This is a genomic window from Desulfovermiculus halophilus DSM 18834, assembly GCF_000620765.1.
GTDB classification, from domain to species: Bacteria; Desulfobacterota; Desulfovibrionia; order Desulfovibrionales; family Desulfothermaceae; genus Desulfovermiculus; species Desulfovermiculus halophilus.
Genome location: NZ_JIAK01000006.1, coordinates 167,570 through 185,587 on the forward strand (window position 1 = coordinate 167,570; position 18,018 = coordinate 185,587).

Sequence of the window (18,018 nt, forward strand, 5' to 3'; positions counted from 1 at the left end):
CGAGTCACGCTGTGAGCGGGGCTGGTGAACAACGGTGGGTACTGAAATTGATTCGGAAGGAGCTCATTTGTGCGCATACGGCATTTCTTCGCAGTGATACTCTGCATTGCAGCCCTGACCGGCTGTCAGATGTGGGAAGCGACCAAAAGCATGTATCGAGGAACGGTACTCCCGGCCAGCGTTGACGTGGGTGCGAAGGCAGACGTGGGAGAGGATACCCGGCGCCTGGTGCAGGTGGTTTCGCCGGTGGATATGCGCCTGCAGGAGGTGATCACCAGTCTTGAGCGCATGGAACAGCCGTCCAGGCAGGAGCTGGAGGCTGTCCATGCAGATACGTCCTGGCTGAACGGAGCGGCTGCCTACGGCCCGGCCGGGGAGGTCCTGTTCCGGATTCCGGATCAGCCGGTGAAGGACATCCCGGCCCAGAAGGTGATGGATGCCCTTGAGGGCCGGAAATCAGGGATGTCCATGCATGTGCTGGATCTCAATCTCGGCCCGGAGCTGTGCCTGGTCAATTCGATCCAAAGCGGGGATGAAGCAGAGGCCCATATCGCTGCCCACTTTGACCCCCGCTCATTGTTTGCCCAGGGACCAGAGCCGGAGGCTCTGCTGGCCCTTTTCCGGGATCAGGTCCTCTGGTCCGGGCTGCCTTCCGAGGTTGTGGCCCAGATTGCGGAGAAAGACTGGCAGCAGATGCTGGCCGATGGGATCCAGGGCGACTTCAATCTGGCCGGGCAGAGGTTTATCTGGCTGTCTCGATACGTGGGGACGTCCCCCCTGGTGTACGTGGTCCGGGAAGAAACGGCAGAGTAAGGCTCCAGCTGGTCAGCCGCAGAGCTGGCCCGACATGCAAGGAGGTGTCGCATGCGTCAAATCACAGTGATTGAGCACTTGCTGCTCCATCAGCGCCAGAACCCGATGGCCACCGGGCAGTTCACCCGGCTGCTGAACGAGCTCATCCTTTCAGCCAAGATTATCGGCCGGGATGTGAACAAGGCCGGGCTGGTGGATATCCTGGGCTATACCGGGAACGTGAATGTGCAGGGGGAAAGCGTCCAGAGGCTGGACGAGTTCGCCAACAGCGTTCTGGTGCACCGCATGGAACGGGCCGGGGTGCTGTGCGCCATGGCCTCGGAAGAAACCGCGGACTTGATTCAGATATCCCACCGGTTTCCCAAAGGGGAGTACTTTCTGGTCTTTGATCCCCTGGACGGATCGTCCAACATCGATGCCAATGTCAGCATCGGGACCATCTTTTCCATCTACCGGGTCAAGGACGGCCTGAGCGGTCAGGTTGAGCTCCACGACGTTTTGCAGAAGGGAGCGGAGCAGGTGGCGGCCGGATACTTTATTTACGGATCGTCCACAGTCATGGTGTATACCACCGGCAGCGGTGTGCACGGCTTTACCCACGATCCCAGCGTGGGTGAGTTTCTGCTGTCCCATCCGGACATCAAGATCCCTCCCCAGGGCAAGATATACTCGGTCAACGAGGCCTACTGGAACTACTGGGATGGGGCGACCCAACGGGCCGTGGGCATGTTCAAGGATCCCAACAGCGAGCTGGGCCGGCTGTACAGCCTGCGGTACATAGGCTCCTTGGTTGCGGACTTTCACCGCAATCTGCTCTACGGAGGGGTCTTCATGTATCCCATCGACTATCGGGATCCGAAAAAGCCCAAAGGCAAGCTGCGGCTGCTGTGCGAAGCCAATCCCCTGGCCTATATCGTCGAGCAGGCCGGAGGGATGGCAACCGACGGCGTGAACCGCATACTGGACATCGAACCCCAGGAACTCCATCAGCGGACGCCACTGTTCATCGGGTCCACGGCTGAAGTGGAAAAGATACGGGAGATCTACTCCCAGGCCGGGTAGGGAGCAGGCCCCTCCCCGGAGGCGGCATATGCAGGTCATTATGAACATTCTTCAATCAGCCGGCAGGCAGGGCGCATATGCTGTGCCTGGGGATTGAGACCTCCTGCGACGAGACTGCCCTGGCCCTGGTCCGGGACAAACGGCTGGTGGGACAGAAGCTGGCCTCCCAGGAGCGGATGCACGCCCTGTTCGGGGGGGTGGTCCCGGAGTTGGCGTCCAGGGAGCACCTGCGGGTCATAGGCCCCTTGTTCGATGCCCTGCTGGCGGAGACCACAACCCGGGCCGAGGAGATCGAGGGGATTGCCGTGGCCCGGGGGCCTGGGCTGCTGGGCAGCCTGCTGGTCGGGCTCGGGCTGGCCAAAGGGCTGGCCATCAGCCTGGACCGCCCGCTGGTGGGGATCAATCATCTGGTGGCTCATCTGCTGGCCCCGGGCCTGGAGCAAGAGCTGGATTTTCCCGCTCTGGGCCTGGTCGCATCCGGCGGGCATACCCAGATCGGTCTGCTCACGTCTCCGTTTGCCGTCTCCTGGCTGGGACGGACCCTGGATGATGCGGTGGGGGAGGCCTACGACAAGACAGCCAGGATGCTCAACCTTCCGTATCCAGGGGGGAAGACCATCGATGCCCTGGCCCAGTTCGCCGATCCGGATACCGGGCTTCTTCCCCGGCCATACGTGGACAATCAGAATCTGGACTTCAGCTTCAGCGGGTTAAAGACCGCAGTGGCCCGGATAGTAGCCGACAATCCCCGGCTGGTGGCTCCAGTGATGGAAGCCGAGCCGGACATACCGGAGCTGGCGGCCTCCAGGCCGGGCCTGGCTGAGCTGTGCGCATCATTGAACTGGAGCATTGCCTCCACCATCCGTCTCAAGCTCAGGCGGGCCATGGCCAGGCATCCGGAGGTCAAGGCCCTGATTGCGGCTGGAGGCGTGGTGGCCAACTCCTGCCTGCGCCGGGAGCTGGCGGCCACGGCTGAGGAATGTGGGGTGCGGGCAGTGTTGCCCAGAATGGAGCTGTGTACCGACAATGCGGCCATGATTGCCTACGCCGGGTCTGTGTATCTGGAGGCGGGGTATGCCCATGGCATGGATCTGGATGCCGTCCCCAGGGGAAAGCCCCTGCCCGACGATTTTATCCGGGTTTCTTGACAGCCTATGTGTTGGCTTTTATGATTTTGAGTTAGAGTTCGTGAGATTTCCGGTTTTCCGGGCCGGTGCCGCAGGGCCGGAGATCAGGCCCGAGTGCGGGATGGCCGGGAATGCCCGGAGCATGTACCATGTTTCGTAACCTGGAGAGTATAAAAGGAGAAAAGCGATGCCAAACTCAGTTACAGACAGCACGTTTGAACCTGAGGTGATCAAAGATAGCCAACCGGTGCTGGTTGATTTCTGGGCTCCATGGTGCGGCCCTTGCCGGGCCATTGCCCCGGTCCTGGAAGAGCTGGCCAAGGAGTATGAGGGCAAGATCAAGATTTTGAAGATGAATGTGGATGAGAATCCGAGCACCCCGAGCAAGTACGGAATCCGGGCTATTCCGACCCTGATCCTGTTCAAGAACGGTGATGTGGTCGGGCAGGTTACCGGAGCGGTATCCAAAAGCAATCTCAAGGACATGATCAATCAGAAGGGCTTGTCATGAAGACGTTCGACAGTGTGGTTATCGGCGGCGGTCCAGCCGGGATAACCGCGAGCATGTATATCCTCCGTTCCGGAGCCAGCATGGCCTGGGTGGAAAAGATGGCTCCGGGCGGACAAGTCTTGATGACCAACTGGATTGAAAACTATCCTGGCTTTCCGGACGGGATCCACGGATACGAGCTTGTGGACCGAATGGCCAAGCACCTGGAAGGCTTTTCCTTCCAGAAGTACACCGAGGAGGTGCAGGACATCCGGCCTGGAGAGAAGAGCCATCAGGTCCTGGTCGGGGAGGAGTGGATAGAAACCAAAAGCGTTGTCCTCTGTCCAGGCGCCGAGCACAAGACTCTGGGACTGCCGGGCGAAGAGCGGCTGACCGGACAGGGCGTCTCCTACTGCGGCCTGTGCGACGGACAGTTCTTCCGGGATCAGACCGTGGCCTGCATCGGCGGGGGAAACACGGCCCTGGAGGACGCCCTGTACCTTTCGGGGATTGTGGACAAGGTGTACCTCATTCACCGCCGGGACGCGTTCCGCGGAGACAAGGTCTACCAGGACAAGGTCCTGGCCCAGGACAATATTCAGGTCCTGTGGAACACTGTGCCCAGGGAGATCTTGGGGCAGAATCAGGTGGAGGGCCTGCGGGTCGAAGATGTGACCTCCAATGCGCAGAATGATCTTGAGGTCAGCGGGGTGTTCATTTTTGTGGGCATAGCCCCGCAGTCGGGATTCATACCGGAGACGATAGAACTGGATGCGAACGGCTTCGTCATAACCGATACCGAGATGCGGACCAATGTGCCGGGAATCTTCGCCGCCGGGGACATCCGTTCCAAGCGGTGCTGGCAGATATCCACTGCTGTCGGGGACGGGGCGGCAGCCGGGCATTCGGCTCAACTGTACGTCCGCGAGATGTCCAATGACTAAGCAGAAATGGTCTTTTCTTTGGATCATCCTTCTGGGGATGGTCTTGTCGGGGTGCGGAGTGATTGACACAGTATTCCTCAATCCTCCCCAGGACACAGCCCTGGAGCTCCTTGAGGCCGGAAATATGGCCATGGAAGAAAAGGATTACGATCAGGCCATCTCCTACTACACCAAACTCAAAGACCAGTATCCGTTCAGCCCGTATACCTCCCAGGCCGAGCTGCGGCTGGCCGATGCCTATTTTCAGGATCAGCGCTACGCTGCCGCGGAAAACGCCTACAAGGAATTTGAATCTCTGCATCCAGGACACGAGGATATCGCTTATGTCCTGTTCCGGATCGGACTAAGCAATTTCAAGCAATTCAAATCCATTGACCTGCCTCAGGACAACGTGACCGAGGCCATGCAGTACTTCAACCGGGTGGCCGAGGCCTATCCCCAGGCCCCGGTTGCGGACCAGGCCCGTGAGTACGTCCGCAAATGCCAGCGCTTTCAGGCCGAGCACGAGATATTCGTCGCCGACTTCTATTGGCGCACGGAGCGGTATCTTTCGGCCTGGAAGCGGTATGCCTATGTTGCCGACAACTTCTCCATGTTCCAGGACATCCTGACCTACGCCCGGACCAGGAGCCGCCTGGCCTATGTCCTGCACCAGAGACAGGCCGCGGAAAGAGAACGCATCGCCCAGTACGGGAGCTGGAAGCAGCTCTTTGACTGGCTGTAGGGCCGGTCCGCGGCTTTACAATCCGCAAAAACGAATATGCAGGAAATCATCCCGGAATGGATGCAGTCCAGCTGTGTGGACGACGCGGCATTCGAGCAGGCCTATGCCGCGTCCGGGGCCTGGGAGCGGGCCCTGATCAAAACGGCGATTGCCGGGGTGTACACATGGCTTCAGCCGCAGGGGACGCTGCGGCGGATCACGCAATCCGAGACCCCGCAGGGGCTGTGGATCCATGCCCTGACCTGCCCGAGACCTTGGGCGGCAGTCCATATCCCGGCCGCATGCTCCGGCCCGGCCCAGATCGTTGGGGCCGTGCTCCCCGTGCTGGCGGCCGGAGTGTGGCCCGTGATCGTGGTTCTGGAAGAGGACGCAGACCGGCGCACGGCACTGACAGCTCTGGAGCTGAGCGGGGTGGAGACGGTCTGTATCCTGCCCGGGACCGAGATGCAAGCCTCTGTTCAGGCCTGGCTGGGGCTTGCGGGTCCGGGTCCGGGGCTTGTTGTGCAGATCGAAGGGGGCATTCCGGCCTGTCAAGAGTGCAGCTGCGGGGAAGGGCACATGTTGCTCACTCTGCCCCGGCCCCGGCGGGCCGGAGTCTGGCGCTCCGGGCAGGAAATCGATCTGCAGGCCTTGGCCTTCGCCCATCCAGGGCTGGAGTTTTCCCTGTGGTCCGGGCAGACCTTGGATCTCCCCCCGGGGTGGGAGCAGGACAATGGTTCGTGGACCGAGTTTCTGGGCCGGTCATGGGATGCGGTCTGGGTCCCGAAAGCCCGGGTGCAGGAGGCCCTGGCCGAGTCCCGGCTGGCTTTCGGTCCAGGGCAGGAATCGCTGTGGATCTGGCCGTGGTTTCATTCCGGCCTGGCCGGATACACCAGGCTGGGGATGCGCGGTCCCTGCTGAGGAAGAACCAGCGGCGGAACAGCGTCCATCCCGGTCAACGGGCCGGAACGTGCGGGGACCGGTTCAAACATGCGAGGGATCTGTGAGCGGCAAGGACACCTACCTGAAGGCTATCCGCAATATAGGGATAATCGCCCATATCGACGCCGGCAAAACCACCTTGACCGAACGGATCCTCTATTACACCAAGAAGATCCACCGGCTGGGAGAGGTCCATGAGGGGACCGCCACCATGGATTACATGCCCGAGGAGCAGGAGCGGGGGATCACCATCACCTCAGCCAGCACCTCGTGCGAATGGAACAAGCATCAGGTCAACATCATCGACACCCCCGGCCATGTCGACTTTACCATTGAGGTGGAGCGATCCCTGCGGGTTCTGGATGGAGCGGTTGGGGTGTTTTGTGCTGTGGGCGGTGTGGAGCCCCAGAGCGAGACGGTCTGGCGGCAGTCGGAGCACTACAGGGTTCCCAAGATAGCCTTTGTGAACAAGCTGGACCGGGTCGGGGCAGATTTCGAGGCCGTGTTGCAGGACATGGAGGAGAAGCTGCACACAAAACCGCTGCCCCTGCAGTTTCCGGTGGGACAGGGGGCGGATTTTGCAGGCCTGGTCGATGTCCTGAACCAGAGGTACCTGCGTTTTGATCCCCAGAGCAAGGGTGCCCAGGTCATCCAGGACGAGGTTCCCGCCGAGCTGGTGGAAAAAACAGGCGTCTGGCGGGAACGGCTGGTGGAAACCCTGGCTGATGTGGATGAAGGGATAATGGAGAGCTATCTGGACGGGAGCATTCCCCGGGTCGATGAGCTCAAGGCGGCCGTTCGGCGAGCCACCCTAAAGCTGCAGCTGGTTCCGGTCCTGGCCGGATCGGCATTGAAAAACATGGGCGTCCAGCCGGTCATGGACGCGGTTATCGACTACCTTCCCGCCCCGACCCAGGTCCATCCGGCCGAGGGGATAGACCCGGGAACCCGGCAGCGCATTTCCTTTCCTGTCTCCCCGGATTCACCCCTGTCCGCCCTGGTGTTCAAGATCGTGCTCGAGGGTGGGCGGCCTCTGACCCTGATGCGCCTGTATTCGGGCCGGATCAAGGCCGGAGAGACGGTGTTCAATGCCACCCAGCAGGTCGAACAGCGGATCGCCAGGCTCTTCATCCTCCATGCCGGACACAAGACCCGCAAGGACGAGGTCAGGGCCGGAGAGATCGTGGCTGCGGCCGGGATGAAGGGAGCACGGACCGGAGACACCCTGTGCCGCAAAGACAATCAGCTGGTTCTGGAGCAGATCTCCCAGTACAAGCCGGTCATGTCCCTGGCCCTGGAGCCCCGGAACGCCGAGGAAGAGGAAAAGCTCCTGCAGGCCCTGGACAAGCTGCTCCTGGAAGATCCCACCTTGAGTCTGACCCGGGACGACGATACGGAGCAGATCATCCTGTCCGGGATGGGGGAACTGCACCTGGAGGTCCTCCTGGAGCGGCTCAAACGGGAATACAAGGTTGATCTGCGTTCCGGAAAGCCCCAGGTGGTGTACAGGGAGACCATAGCCGGGGAAGCCGCGGCTGACGACGTATTCCACCGGGAACTTGGAGATGCTGTGCATCACGGCCGGGTCCGGCTCCGGGTTGCGCCCAGGGAGCGGGACAAGGACAACCGGATCTACTGGGAGATGGACACCCAGGGATGGCCCCAAGCCTGGATCCAGGCCGTGTATCAGGCCGTGGAGGACGGCCTGCAAAGCGGGGTGATCAGGGGATATCCCGTCCAGGGGGTCAGCGTGGCCATAACCGGGATGGAGCGTATGCCGGACGTGTCCAGCCAGGTCGGATTTCACATGGCAGCCGGCGGAGCGTTGAAAAAGGCCCTCCAGGCTGCCCGTCCCCTGCTGATGGAGCCGATAATGCAGGTCGAGGTCCTGGTTCCAGAGGACTTTGTCGGGGATGTCGTGTCCCTGCTGGGGACCAAAGGGGCCAAGATCGACAATATGTACGACCGGGGAGGGGGCAAGGTGGTTCAGGCCTTGACCCCCCTGCGCCAGCTTTTTGGATTTGCCACGGATTTGCGTTCAGCGACCCAGGGACGGGGGAACTTCATGATGACGTTTGATCGCTTCGATGTTTTAAAGTAGGCTGGGCGCATACCTATCCACAATCTACAGGGTTGTCCATGATTCATACCTCGTTCGACCGTCTGGTGGTGGTCTCAAACCGCCTTCCCGTGGTCCTGAAGTGGGAGCATGAGCGGTGGACCGTCCGGGCCGGAGCCGGCGGCCTGGTCACTGCTCTGGCGCCGGTGCTCAGCCGGAACGGCGGGGTATGGATGGGGTGGCCGGGAACCTCGGAGCAGGCGGATGTGCACGCTCCGCTGGAGGAATTTTCCCAGAGCCAAGGCTACCTGCTCCATCCGGTTATTCTACAGACTGAGGATGTACGCGGGTACTACTATGGATTTTCCAACGAAGTCCTGTGGCCACTGCTCCATGGATTTCATACCCACTGCAATTTCAAGCTGGACTACTGGGAAAAGTATCAGAAGGTCAACAATCGATTCGCCCAGGAGATTCTGCAGGTAACCACAGAAGATGATTATGTTTGGGTCCACGACTATCATCTAATGTGTGTTGCCCGGGAGATCAACAAGGGACTGTCCCGTCGAAAATGTGGGTTCTTTCTGCACATTCCCTTTCCCGGGCCGGAGATATTCCTCAAGCTCCCCTGGCGGCGGTCCATCCTGGGCTCCCTGTTGGAGTTCGATCTTATAGGGTTTCAGACCTCTCAGGACATGATGAACTTTGTCCGGTGCCTGGAATGCCTGTGCTCCAATACCCGGGTGCATACGGAGCAGAATCTGGCCTGGATCGCATGCGGGGACAAGGAGGTCACGGCTGGTACCTTTCCCATCAGCATCGACTTTGACGAGTTCGCCGAGCTGGCGGCATCCAAGGAGGTCTCCAGCCGAACGGACAAGCTGCATATGCTCCACCCGGACCAGCAGGTCATTCTGGGGGTGGACCGGCTGGACTACACCAAGGGCATCCCCCAGCGCCTGGAGGCCATTCGGCAAGCTTTGATCCGCTTTCCGGACTTAAAAGGCAAGATCGCCCTGCTGCAGGTCCTGGTGCCCAGCAGGGAAGAGGTCCCGGAATACCAGGCCCTGAAAGAGGAGATCGAGCGTCTTGTGGGGGAGATAAACGGGCAGTTCACCGAGCCGGGCTGGATTCCGGTCCATTATCTGTACCGCAGCTTGCCCAGAGCTGATCTGGTCTCTTTCTATCTGGCCTCGGAAATGGCCTTGATAACCCCGTTGTGGGACGGCATGAACCTGGTGGCCAAGGAGTACTGCGTATGCAACTACCGGGAGGACGGAGTGCTGATTCTCAGCGAGTTCGCCGGGGCAGCTTCTCAACTTTACTCGGATGCAATTCTGGTCAATCCCTATGACGTGAATGCCGTGACCGAAGCCATCCGCCGGGCATTCTACATGCATCCTTCCGAGCGCCAGTCCAGGATGCGCCGTCTGCGGCAAACCATAAAGACCTACGATATCCACTTTTGGCTGGATTCATTTCTGCAGGCCGCCTTTGACAGCCGGCCCCAGGAAGTCCCCATGGCCGGGTTCTCGACCTTCCTGTCCAGCATTGACCGGTTGTGATCTGCAATGTTCGCCGGGACGCGCCGGCCGAAGGACTATGAGCCAGAGCGCTACGCAGGGACCAAGAAGGCAGGCCAAGAAAAGCCTGGGACAGAACTTTCTGATCGATCCCAATGTGGTCCGAAAGATCGTCGGCTGTCTGGATGTCCAGCCCTTAGAGGCCATTGTGGAGATCGGCCCCGGCCGCGGGGCCCTGACCGGGGTCCTGCTCGAGCAGGGAGCGCGGGTCATCGCGTTGGAAAAGGATTCCGGTCTCGCTGTAGAGCTTAAAACCCGCCATCCGGATGTACAGCTCGCCGTCGCCGATGCCTTGAAATGTGCCTGGAACCGGCTCCCACAGGCCGGAATAGGCAAGGTGATCGGCAATCTGCCCTACAATATCGCCTCCCCCCTGATCTGGGATCTGACCGCCCAGTTCCAGGCAGTGCCCGGCCGCATCGTGGTCATGCTCCAGAAGGAGGTGGCCCGGAGGTTGACCGCCTCCCCGGGGAGCAGGGTCTACGGCGCCCTGTCGGTCTGGGTCCAGACCTTTGTGCAGCCCAGGTTGGAGTTCATCCTCAGCCCTGAGGTGTTTCGGCCTCGGCCTCGGGTTGATTCAGCAGTGGTCTCCATGTCCTGCCGGTCCGAGCGGCCGACGGCAGATGAGGGGGCGGCCCTGGCCGGGCTGCTGCGCGTCTGTTTTCAAAAGCGCCGCAAGCAGCTCAAGACATCGTTGCGCGGCGTATGGTCCGGGCCGGTTCAGGAGTGGTTTGCAGCCCATGGGGTGGATCCCAGGACCAGGGCAGAGGCCTTGACCCCCGGGGAGTTCCTGTCCTTGGCCCAGGTCCTTCCTGCTGCGGCCTGGACCGGAGATGGGAAGGCAAGACATTGATTTGTCGCTTGTTTTTTGTGCTCCTGGGGGCGATCCCCGGAAACCCTTGACAAATGCGGATTTTTAGGTTTTGGTCTGGGAAAAGGCGGGACAGGCGGGTCGGCGCGGACCGAACAGCGGCGTGTTCCGGTCCAGGTCGGCATGCGGCGGCTGCCTGCCCTTGTGCTCGGCAGTGCCCTGTTGACAGTCTTGGAGAGCGCACGTACTCACAGATGGACACCAATGCAAAAGGAGGAAACGTATGACCAAAGCAGATCTGATCTCGAAAGTGGCCGAAAAATCAGAGTTGACTAAAGCAGACTCCGAAAGGGCCCTGAATGCCTGTCTCTCAGCCATTGAAGACATTCTGGTCCGGGAAGGGAAGCTGACCTTGACCGGTTTCGGCACTTTCCAGGTCGAGGAGCGCAAGGAGCGCAAGGGGCGCAATCCGCAGACCGGAGCCGAGATTACAATTCCCTCGGCCAAGGTGGTCAAGTTCCGGCCCGGCAAGCTGCTCAAGGACGCCATCCGCTAGGGTGTCCTGACTGTCTTTTCGGCGTGTTGAGGCCCTGGCAGCTCACCCGGTGATGCACCGGAATACGGGACGCGGATGGACCAAAGGATGTGCTGCAAGGTATTTGCCGCCGATCAGTCGGCGCGGACCGCTCCAGGCAATGGTTTCTTTGCAATGGTCCCACGCATTGAGGAAGTTCGGCCGGGCTCAAGGGCCTTCAAAGAGCGCAGGATGCGGCTTTACTGACCCGGGTCCGGGCGTAAATGGGCAGGGATCTGGTCCAGAACCGTCCGGGATGAGGGCCCTTTACATGCGGCACGATATGTCGGCTTGCATTTGTATTTTTTTTGGGATAGATTGCATGATTCTTTCTGTTGCTTTTGACGCAGAGATATCTTTTTGAAGAAGGAGGTGACGACGTTTGCCTGGCATCATCCTCAATGATAACGACAATTTTGACTATGCTTTGCGTAAGTTCAAAAAACAGTGCGAGAAGTCCGGAATCCTTTCCGAACTCAAGAAGCGGCAACACTATGAAAAGCCGAGCGTGCAGCGCAAAAAGAAAGAGGCTGCGGCTCGCAAGCGATTGATGAAGAAAATGCGCAAGGCCCGCATGGGGTCTTAGCCCCTTCTTTCCTCGATTGAGCGGTTTGGACTCCTTGTTGCGAGTGAAGCGAAGCAATTTGGGGATATTCAGAAGGGACTGCCGTGCAGCTTGCTGTACCTGCAATGACTGACGTTGTACCCAATTCCACTGAGAATCGCTCAAGCCAGGTCTTTGTATCCCAGGGCGGACTGCTTCAGTTCGCCCTGTTTTGTTCCCTGCGCGCCTAGACGATTTGTATTGATCGTTGCCACACCTTCGCCAACCAAATTGGCCAGACGTTTGATGCGTTCTTGCGGCTTTGTCCTCCAATCTTGATGCTGCACCTTGAGTGCATCCCAGCGCAGACCTCACCGCCGGACAGCAAGTGACCCGTTCGGTGGAGTTCGAGAACACGTGTATGGATTCGCGAACCCTTCGCCTGCTTGATTATTTTCAGCTCCTGGATCGATTTCAGCAATATGCCTGCTCCGAGCCCGGAGCCAGGGCCTGTGCCCGCATGTACCCGCTGGACGACGCGGACCGGCTTGCTGCGGAGTCAAAGCTGCTGGCCGAAGCCCTGGAAGCCGGGCCGGAACTGACCGGGGCCGTGACCTCCTTCCCAGAGCTGGGGGGTGTGTTCTCCGCACTGGAGCAGGAGACAGTCCTGGATGAAGACGGGTTGTGGGGCGTGCATGCCCTGTTGTGGGCCGCGGAACAGGCCCGCAGGGCATTTGGCCGTCTGAGCGAGGACCGATTTCCCATACTGCGGGCCCGGGCGGAGGCAGCAGCCTGGCCGGAACGGACCTGGACGGCCCTGAACCGCTGCCTTGATCCGGAAGGGGGGCTGCGGGACGAGAGCAGTCCGGATCTGCTCGCTGTTCGCCAGGAAGTGCGGCGCATTCACAACCAATGCACCAGAAAAATCACCGAGTACCTGCGTCGGGAAAAGATCGAGCCCTATCTCCAGGATGAGTATCTGACCATCTCCGCGGACCGGTATGTCTTGGCCATCCAAGCCAACTTCAAGGGCCGGATGCAGGGCATCATCCACGACTATTCCCAGACCGGGGAGACCTGCTACTTTGAGCCCATGCTCCTGGTGGAGCTGAACAATACCCTGCAGGAGCTCCGGCAGGAGGAACGGGAGGCGGTCCGCCAGGTCCTTGGCTCTCTGACCATGACGGTCGGCCGGGAGGTCCGGGCCATCCGGTCGGTTTTCGACTGGATGGTCCAGATGGATGGTCTGCGGGCCAAGGTCCTCTTGGCCCGGGATCTCAACGGCCGCTGCATCGAGCTGGGGGAGGAGCATCCCCTGTTTCTCAGTCAGGCCCGGCATCCGCTGCTGGTGCTGGACCATGAAGAGGTCCGGCCGGTGGATATTGAGCTCAAGCCGGAACAGCGCGGTTTGATCATCAGTGGAGGGAACTCCGGGGGCAAAACCGTCTGCCTGAAGACCCTGGGGCTGATCAGTCTGATGGCCATGGCCGCCCTGCCCCTGCCGGTCCAGGCCGGGAGCACCCTGCCCCTGTGGAGGCGGATCTTTGTCTTTATCGGAGACGAGCAGAATCTGCAGGAGCATCAGAGCACCTTTACCGCCCAGATCGACCATTTCCGGACCGAATGGCCGAAGATGGACGCCTCCAGCCTGATTCTGCTGGACGAGTTCGGAGCCGGGACAGATCCCAGCCAGGGCGCGGCCTTGGCCCAGGCGGTCATGGACGGTCTGCTGGACGCCTCGGCCTGGGTGGTTGCGGCCACGCATTTTCCGGCTCTGAAGGCATACGGCCTGACCAGGGACAATGTCCGGGCGGCAACGGTGCTGTTTGATCCCCAGACCAACATGCCGCTCTACACCCTGGGCTACGATCAGGTCGGAGGGTCCCGGGCCCTGGATGTGGCCCGGGAACGGGGCCTGCCCCAGGAGATACTCAGCCGGGCCGAAGAGTATCTCTTGCTGGACGGAAAGGATTCCGGCCAGCTCATGAGCCGGCTCAATGAGCTGGCCGTGGCCAGGGAACGGGAGCTGGAGGAGCTGAGGAAGGACAGACAGGCGCTGAAGAAGGAGCAGGAGCGGGTCAAGGCCAAGCTGGAAGACCAGACCGCCAAGCTGCTGGAGGAGGTTCAGAAGCATTCCCGGGAGGTCGTCGCTCAGTGGAAGGCCGGCAAAAGGCAGCGCAAGCAGGCCCTTAAAGAGCTGGCCGCGGACAAGAATCGATTGCGGGACCACCTGGCAAAGGCCCAGGGAAAAGGCCACACCTCTCAGGACCGGAGCCTGCAGATCGGCGATCATGTCTCCTACCCTGCCTGGGGCCGGAAAGGCGCGGTCACTGACAAGGATGCCAAAAAGAACCGGGCCAAGGTGGACCTGGGCGGCGTGACCGTATGGGTCCCGGAAAGCGAGCTTGTCTTTTTGCCCGGGGAAGGGGCACCGGCCCGGTCCACGGGAGGCTACACAGGAAGCAGCGGCCGGCCCAAGACCGGTGGACGGCTTGATCTGCGCGGCATGCGGGCTGAGGAGGCCGTGGCCTTCCTGCAGCAGCATATCGATCAGGCTGTTCTCAACGGCACCGCCGAGGTGGAGGTTATACACGGCCGGGGGACGGGGGTCCTGCGTCGGGCTGTGCACGAGGAACTGGCCCGAATGCCGGAGGTCGGAGAGTATTTCCTGGCCAATGAAGAGCAGGGGGGGGACGGGGTGACCATCGTCCGCCTGTAGGGGCACGATGGTTGAGTCCATGTGAGTGCCGGGCAATCCAGTGCAACGCCTTTCTAGCTTTGTGGATCTATGCAATGTCCAAGGTCCTGGACGCTTTCGCGGGAATGACGGAAAATAACCGAATTTTGGTTGTAGTGGTCTCCGTGCTCACTTTTTTATCCCGATCGCCAGACAGGGGCGCCCCATGTCTAAGGTACACCCGGAACAGATTCAGGCCATTAAGGACAGAATCGATTTTTTGGATCTGATCCAGCGCTACGTTACTCTGCGCCGAGCCGGAGACCGGTGGATGGGGGTCTGTCCCTTTCATCAGGAAAGCAAGCCGTCCATGAGCGTAAACCCGGAACGCGGCTTTTTCTACTGCTTTGGCTGCCATGCGTCCGGGGACGTGATAGATTTCTACTGCCGGATAAACGGTCTGGAGTTCATGGAAGGGGTGCAGGAGCTGGCCCGGGAAGCAGGAATTGAGCTCTCCCAAGAAAGTGACGCCCAGGCCGGCCTGCGCCGGCAGTGCCTGGAGATGCACGCCCTGGCTCAGGACATGTATCAGCGGGCCCTGGCCGGAGAACAGGGCCGGGCGGCCAGGGCCTATCTCCGCGAACGGGGTTTTGACCAAGAGATCGTACAGCGGTTCGGACTGGGATGGGCGCCGGACAGCTGGAATGCGCTGAAGAGCCATCTGATCAAAAATGGATTTACTCCGGAACAGGGCGTGCAGGGCGGGCTGCTCTCCAAGAACACCACGGGCAGGATATACGATCGGTTTCGATCCAGGGTCATGTTCCCCATCCAGAATCTGGGGGGCAGGACGGTGGCCTTTGGGGGCCGGATTGTAGGCCAGGGGGAGCCCAAGTATTTAAACAGCAGCGAGAGCCCGGTATTTACCAAGGGCGATTTCTTGTACGGCCTTGAGCAGGCCAGGCGGAGCATGACCCAGAGCAGACAGGCCCTGCTCACCGAAGGGTACGCCGATGTTCTGACCATGGTGCAGTTTGGTTTTCCCAATTCCTGCGGCGTGCTGGGAACCTCCCTGACCGCCTCCCAGGTCCGCCGCCTGGCCGGGCTGTGCAGCACAGTGGTTCTGCTCTTTGACGGAGACCGGGCCGGGCAGCAGGCCGCACTGCGCAGCTCGGAAATGATCCTGGCCGCCGGATTGCAAGTCCAGGTGGTCTGCCTGCCGGACGGTGAAGACGTGGACAGCCTGCTGCGCAGTCAGGGGAAAGATGCCCTGCACAAGCTGATGAACGAGGCCGACGAGGGTCTTGCTTTTTGCCTGCGCATGATTAGATCCAATGCAGCACCAAAGGATATCATGGACTGGGCTGTAGGGTTTCTAAAATCCCTGAACCAGGCGGCATGGCAAGCCTATTACCTGCCGCGGCTGGCCGAGGGGCTGCATCTCTCCGAGGCCGAGCTGCGCACAGCGGTTTCCAGCAAGCAGACTTCCGGGCGGTCCCGGCAGGGAAAGACGCCCCGGATCAGCTCCTCGGAGTCCGGACAGCGGGATCGCGAGCTTCTGGCTTTTGCCGTGCGTTGTCCGGAGTACATGCCCAAACTCAAGGCCCAGGGGTTGGCCGGGCTCCTGCGCACCTCCCGGGGGCGGGCGCTTTGGGACAAATTGTGCGCCCATGGCCATGACCGGGTGCTGCCTTTTCTGGATGAAGGGGAGAAGGCGTTTTTCGTGTCCTGCCAATTCCAGGACCACGATCCGGAAAGGGACCGCCAGGTGTGGGACGATATATCCAATTTGCTGCTCCGGGGCAGGGAGCAGAGCGCCAAGCAGAGGCTGAAGGCGGCCATTGCCCAGGCTCAGGCCAGAGGGGACGAGCAGGAAGTGGGCAGACTGCTCAGCGCGTACAGTCAATTTCTGAAGGGGGCGGAATGAGCACAGTCAAGGACATCCAACAGATCAAGACCCTGATTGCCAAAGGCAAGCAAAAAGGCTTCTTGACCTTTGAAGAGCTCAATGAGGCGTTGCCGGCCGAGGTCAGCGAGCCGGAGCAGATTGAAGAGATCATCACCATCTTTCAGCAGCTGGATATCGCCATTGTCGATGAGAACAACAACAAGAAAATCGAGGTCATGCCCAGGGAGCTGGGCCTGGAGCTGGAGAACCAGGGCAGCGGAGATGATGATGACGACGATTCCCAGGAGCTGTCCCGCAGCTCCGATCCGGTGCGCATGTACCTGCACGAGATGGGGCTGGTCCCCCTGCTGGACCGGGATGGGGAAGTGCACATCGCAAAGAAGATCGAGGCCGGGGAGATGGAAGTCCTGTATGCCCTGGTCGAGGTCCCGGTGGCCATTGAGTATTTGATCGGTGTGGGGGAAGAGCTGAAGAAGGGGAACGCCAAGCTCAAGGACATCGTCAAGACCATTGAAGAGGACGACCCCACTGAAGAGGAGATGAACCAGCGGCAGCGGGTCATCAACCTCCTGGAAGAGATCAGGCAGATATATAAGAAAAAGAAAGGGGTGTACACCAAGGTCTCGGAAACGGCCACGGTGAATAAGCGGGTGCGGGGGGTTCAGGACCGGGTCCTGGAGTATAAGCACGAGATCGTTGACCGGCTGGTGGCCATCAAGCTGGAAAAGAAGCTCATTGACGAGATCATCGAGAATATCGGCGACTATGTCCGGCAGATGAACAACTGCCAGCGGGACTACTCGGCCTATATCCTCTCCGTGGGCAAGAACCAGCAGGAGATCGAAGAGCTCTTTGGCCAGCTGGACCGCCGGGAGGTCAACCCCGTGGTACTGGCCGACGAGCTGGGCATGACCGTGGAAGAGGTCTTCTCCTTCAAGGAGATGCTGACCGGAAAGATGGAGATCCTGCAGCGCCTGGAAGAGAAGTGCTGTCACGACGTGCACGAGCTGGAGGACATCCTGTGGCGGATGGAGAACGGAAACCGCATGGCCCTGCGGGCCAAGCAGGAACTCATCCGGGCCAACCTGCGCCTGGTGGTCAGTATTGCCAAGAAATATACCAACCGCGGCCTGCAGTTTCTGGATCTCATTCAGGAAGGGAACATCGGGCTGATGAAGGCGGTGGACAAGTTCGAGTATCAGCGGGGATACAAGTTCTCCACCTATGCCACCTGGTGGATCAGGCAGGCCATCACCCGGGCCATTGCGGATCAGGCCCGGACCATCCGCATCCCGGTGCACATGATCGAGACCATCAACAAGCTGGTCCGCACCTCGCGCTATCTGGTTCAGGAGCTGGGTCGGGACCCGCTGCCGGAAGAGATCGCCGAGCGCATGGACTATCCCCTGGAAAAGGTGAAAAAGGTCCTGCGTATCGCCAAGGAGCCGATATCCCTGGAAACCCCGATCGGAGACGAGGAGGACTCCAGCCTGGGCGACTTCATCGAGGATAAGAGGGCGCTGGCCCCGGCAGACGAGGTGGTGCACACCAAGCTGGGGGATCAGATCCAGCAGCTGCTCTCAGAGCTCACCCCCAGGGAGGAGCAGGTCCTGCGCAAACGGTTCGGGATCGGAGAACGCTCGGACCATACTCTGGAAGAGGTGGGCAAGCTGTTCAATGTGACCCGGGAGCGCATCCGGCAGATTGAGGCCAAGGCCCTGCGCAAGCTCAAGCACCCCTCCAGGAGCCAGATCCTGCGTTCCTATTATGAAGGGTAAGT

Annotated in this window: 14 protein-coding genes and 1 pseudogene; all 15 read left to right on the forward strand. The window is 60.4% G+C overall.

Annotation, left to right across the window (positions count from 1 at the left end; translation table 11 throughout):
- Positions 1-69 precede the first annotated feature (69 nt).
- The 15 genes and pseudogenes from N902_RS0103255 to rpoD all read left to right on the forward strand — a co-directional run bounded on the left by N902_RS0103255 (position 70) and on the right by rpoD (position 18,016).
- Positions 70-813: a hypothetical protein gene (locus N902_RS0103255; protein ID WP_027369769.1), complete on the forward strand. Its 744-nt coding sequence runs from the start codon at positions 70-72 to the stop codon at positions 811-813.
- 51 nt (positions 814-864) lie between these two features.
- The gene (gene fbp, locus N902_RS0103260) at positions 865-1,875 is read left to right on the forward strand and encodes a class 1 fructose-bisphosphatase (RefSeq protein ID WP_027369770.1); all 1,011 of its coding nucleotides are present in this window, start codon (positions 865-867) and stop codon (positions 1,873-1,875) included.
- A 77-nt stretch (positions 1,876-1,952) separates the two neighbouring features.
- Complete coding sequence (gene tsaD, locus N902_RS0103265; RefSeq protein WP_027369771.1) at positions 1,953-3,023, forward strand: tRNA (adenosine(37)-N6)-threonylcarbamoyltransferase complex transferase subunit TsaD; 1,071 nt, start codon at positions 1,953-1,955, stop codon at positions 3,021-3,023.
- A 166-nt stretch (positions 3,024-3,189) separates the two neighbouring features.
- Positions 3,190-3,513: a thioredoxin gene (gene trxA / locus N902_RS0103270; RefSeq protein WP_027369772.1), complete on the forward strand. Its 324-nt coding sequence runs from the start codon at positions 3,190-3,192 to the stop codon at positions 3,511-3,513.
- A complete protein-coding gene (gene trxB / locus N902_RS0103275) occupies positions 3,510-4,436 on the forward strand; it encodes a thioredoxin-disulfide reductase (RefSeq protein ID WP_027369773.1) in 927 nt (308 codons plus the stop codon). Before trxA ends, trxB begins: the two co-directional genes overlap by 4 nt.
- Positions 4,429-5,160 (forward strand): outer membrane protein assembly factor BamD, encoded by a 732-nt coding sequence (locus tag N902_RS0103280; RefSeq protein WP_027369774.1) that lies wholly within the window; start codon positions 4,429-4,431, stop codon positions 5,158-5,160. The genes trxB and N902_RS0103280 overlap by 8 nt, the downstream gene beginning before the upstream one ends.
- 36 nt (positions 5,161-5,196) lie before the next feature.
- Entirely contained in the window at positions 5,197-6,060 is an 864-nt protein-coding gene (locus N902_RS20320) for a hypothetical protein (RefSeq protein ID WP_027369775.1), read from the forward strand.
- An 82-nt stretch (positions 6,061-6,142) separates the two neighbouring features.
- Positions 6,143-8,182, forward strand: a complete 2,040-nt coding sequence (gene fusA, locus N902_RS0103290; protein ID WP_027369776.1) for an elongation factor G — start codon at positions 6,143-6,145, stop codon at positions 8,180-8,182.
- A 38-nt stretch (positions 8,183-8,220) separates the two neighbouring features.
- Positions 8,221-9,705 carry an alpha,alpha-trehalose-phosphate synthase (UDP-forming) gene (locus N902_RS16170; protein WP_034621419.1) on the forward strand — a complete coding sequence of 495 codons (1,485 nt, stop codon included), beginning with the start codon at positions 8,221-8,223 and terminating at the stop codon, positions 9,703-9,705.
- Positions 9,706-9,742: 37 nt separating this feature from the next.
- Positions 9,743-10,576 carry a 16S rRNA (adenine(1518)-N(6)/adenine(1519)-N(6))-dimethyltransferase RsmA gene (gene rsmA / locus N902_RS0103300; RefSeq protein WP_027369777.1) on the forward strand — a complete coding sequence of 278 codons (834 nt, stop codon included), beginning with the start codon at positions 9,743-9,745 and terminating at the stop codon, positions 10,574-10,576.
- A gap of 238 nt (positions 10,577-10,814) precedes the next feature.
- Positions 10,815-11,090: pseudogene (locus tag N902_RS0103305) on the forward strand (HU family DNA-binding protein); the annotation flags it as partial.
- 400 nt (positions 11,091-11,490) lie between these two features.
- Complete coding sequence (gene rpsU / locus N902_RS0103310) at positions 11,491-11,694, forward strand: 30S ribosomal protein S21 (RefSeq protein ID WP_027369779.1); 204 nt, start codon at positions 11,491-11,493, stop codon at positions 11,692-11,694.
- 379 nt (positions 11,695-12,073) lie between these two features.
- Positions 12,074-14,371: an endonuclease MutS2 gene (locus tag N902_RS0103315; RefSeq protein WP_027369780.1), complete on the forward strand. Its 2,298-nt coding sequence runs from the start codon at positions 12,074-12,076 to the stop codon at positions 14,369-14,371.
- A 184-nt stretch (positions 14,372-14,555) separates the two neighbouring features.
- Positions 14,556-16,256, forward strand: coding sequence for a DNA primase (gene dnaG, locus N902_RS16175; protein WP_034621420.1), 1,701 nt, complete (start codon positions 14,556-14,558; stop codon positions 16,254-16,256).
- Complete coding sequence (rpoD, locus tag N902_RS0103325) at positions 16,253-18,016, forward strand: RNA polymerase sigma factor RpoD (protein WP_027369781.1); 1,764 nt, start codon at positions 16,253-16,255, stop codon at positions 18,014-18,016. The genes dnaG and rpoD overlap by 4 nt, the downstream gene beginning before the upstream one ends.
- Positions 18,017-18,018: the final 2 nt, after the last annotated feature.

Bases quoted from the DNA above. Each gene is read 5' to 3' on its own strand.
- N902_RS20320 (WP_027369775.1), top strand. From the start codon at position 5,197: ATGCAGGAAATCATCCCGGAATGGATGCAGTCCAGCTGTGTGGACGAC.
- trxA (WP_027369772.1), top strand. From the start codon at position 3,190: ATGCCAAACTCAGTTACAGACAGCACGTTTGAACCTGAGGTGATCAAA.
- tsaD (WP_027369771.1), top strand. From the start codon at position 1,953: ATGCTGTGCCTGGGGATTGAGACCTCCTGCGACGAGACTGCCCTGGCC.
- dnaG (WP_034621420.1), top strand. From the start codon at position 14,556: ATGTCTAAGGTACACCCGGAACAGATTCAGGCCATTAAGGACAGAATC.
- N902_RS0103280 (WP_027369774.1), top strand. From the start codon at position 4,429: ATGACTAAGCAGAAATGGTCTTTTCTTTGGATCATCCTTCTGGGGATG.
- fbp (WP_027369770.1), top strand. From the start codon at position 865: ATGCGTCAAATCACAGTGATTGAGCACTTGCTGCTCCATCAGCGCCAG.
- N902_RS16170 (WP_034621419.1), top strand. From the start codon at position 8,221: ATGATTCATACCTCGTTCGACCGTCTGGTGGTGGTCTCAAACCGCCTT.
- N902_RS0103315 (WP_027369780.1), top strand. From the start codon at position 12,074: ATGGATTCGCGAACCCTTCGCCTGCTTGATTATTTTCAGCTCCTGGAT.
- rpoD (WP_027369781.1), top strand. From the start codon at position 16,253: ATGAGCACAGTCAAGGACATCCAACAGATCAAGACCCTGATTGCCAAA.
- trxB (WP_027369773.1), top strand. From the start codon at position 3,510: ATGAAGACGTTCGACAGTGTGGTTATCGGCGGCGGTCCAGCCGGGATA.
- rsmA (WP_027369777.1), top strand. From the start codon at position 9,743: ATGAGCCAGAGCGCTACGCAGGGACCAAGAAGGCAGGCCAAGAAAAGC.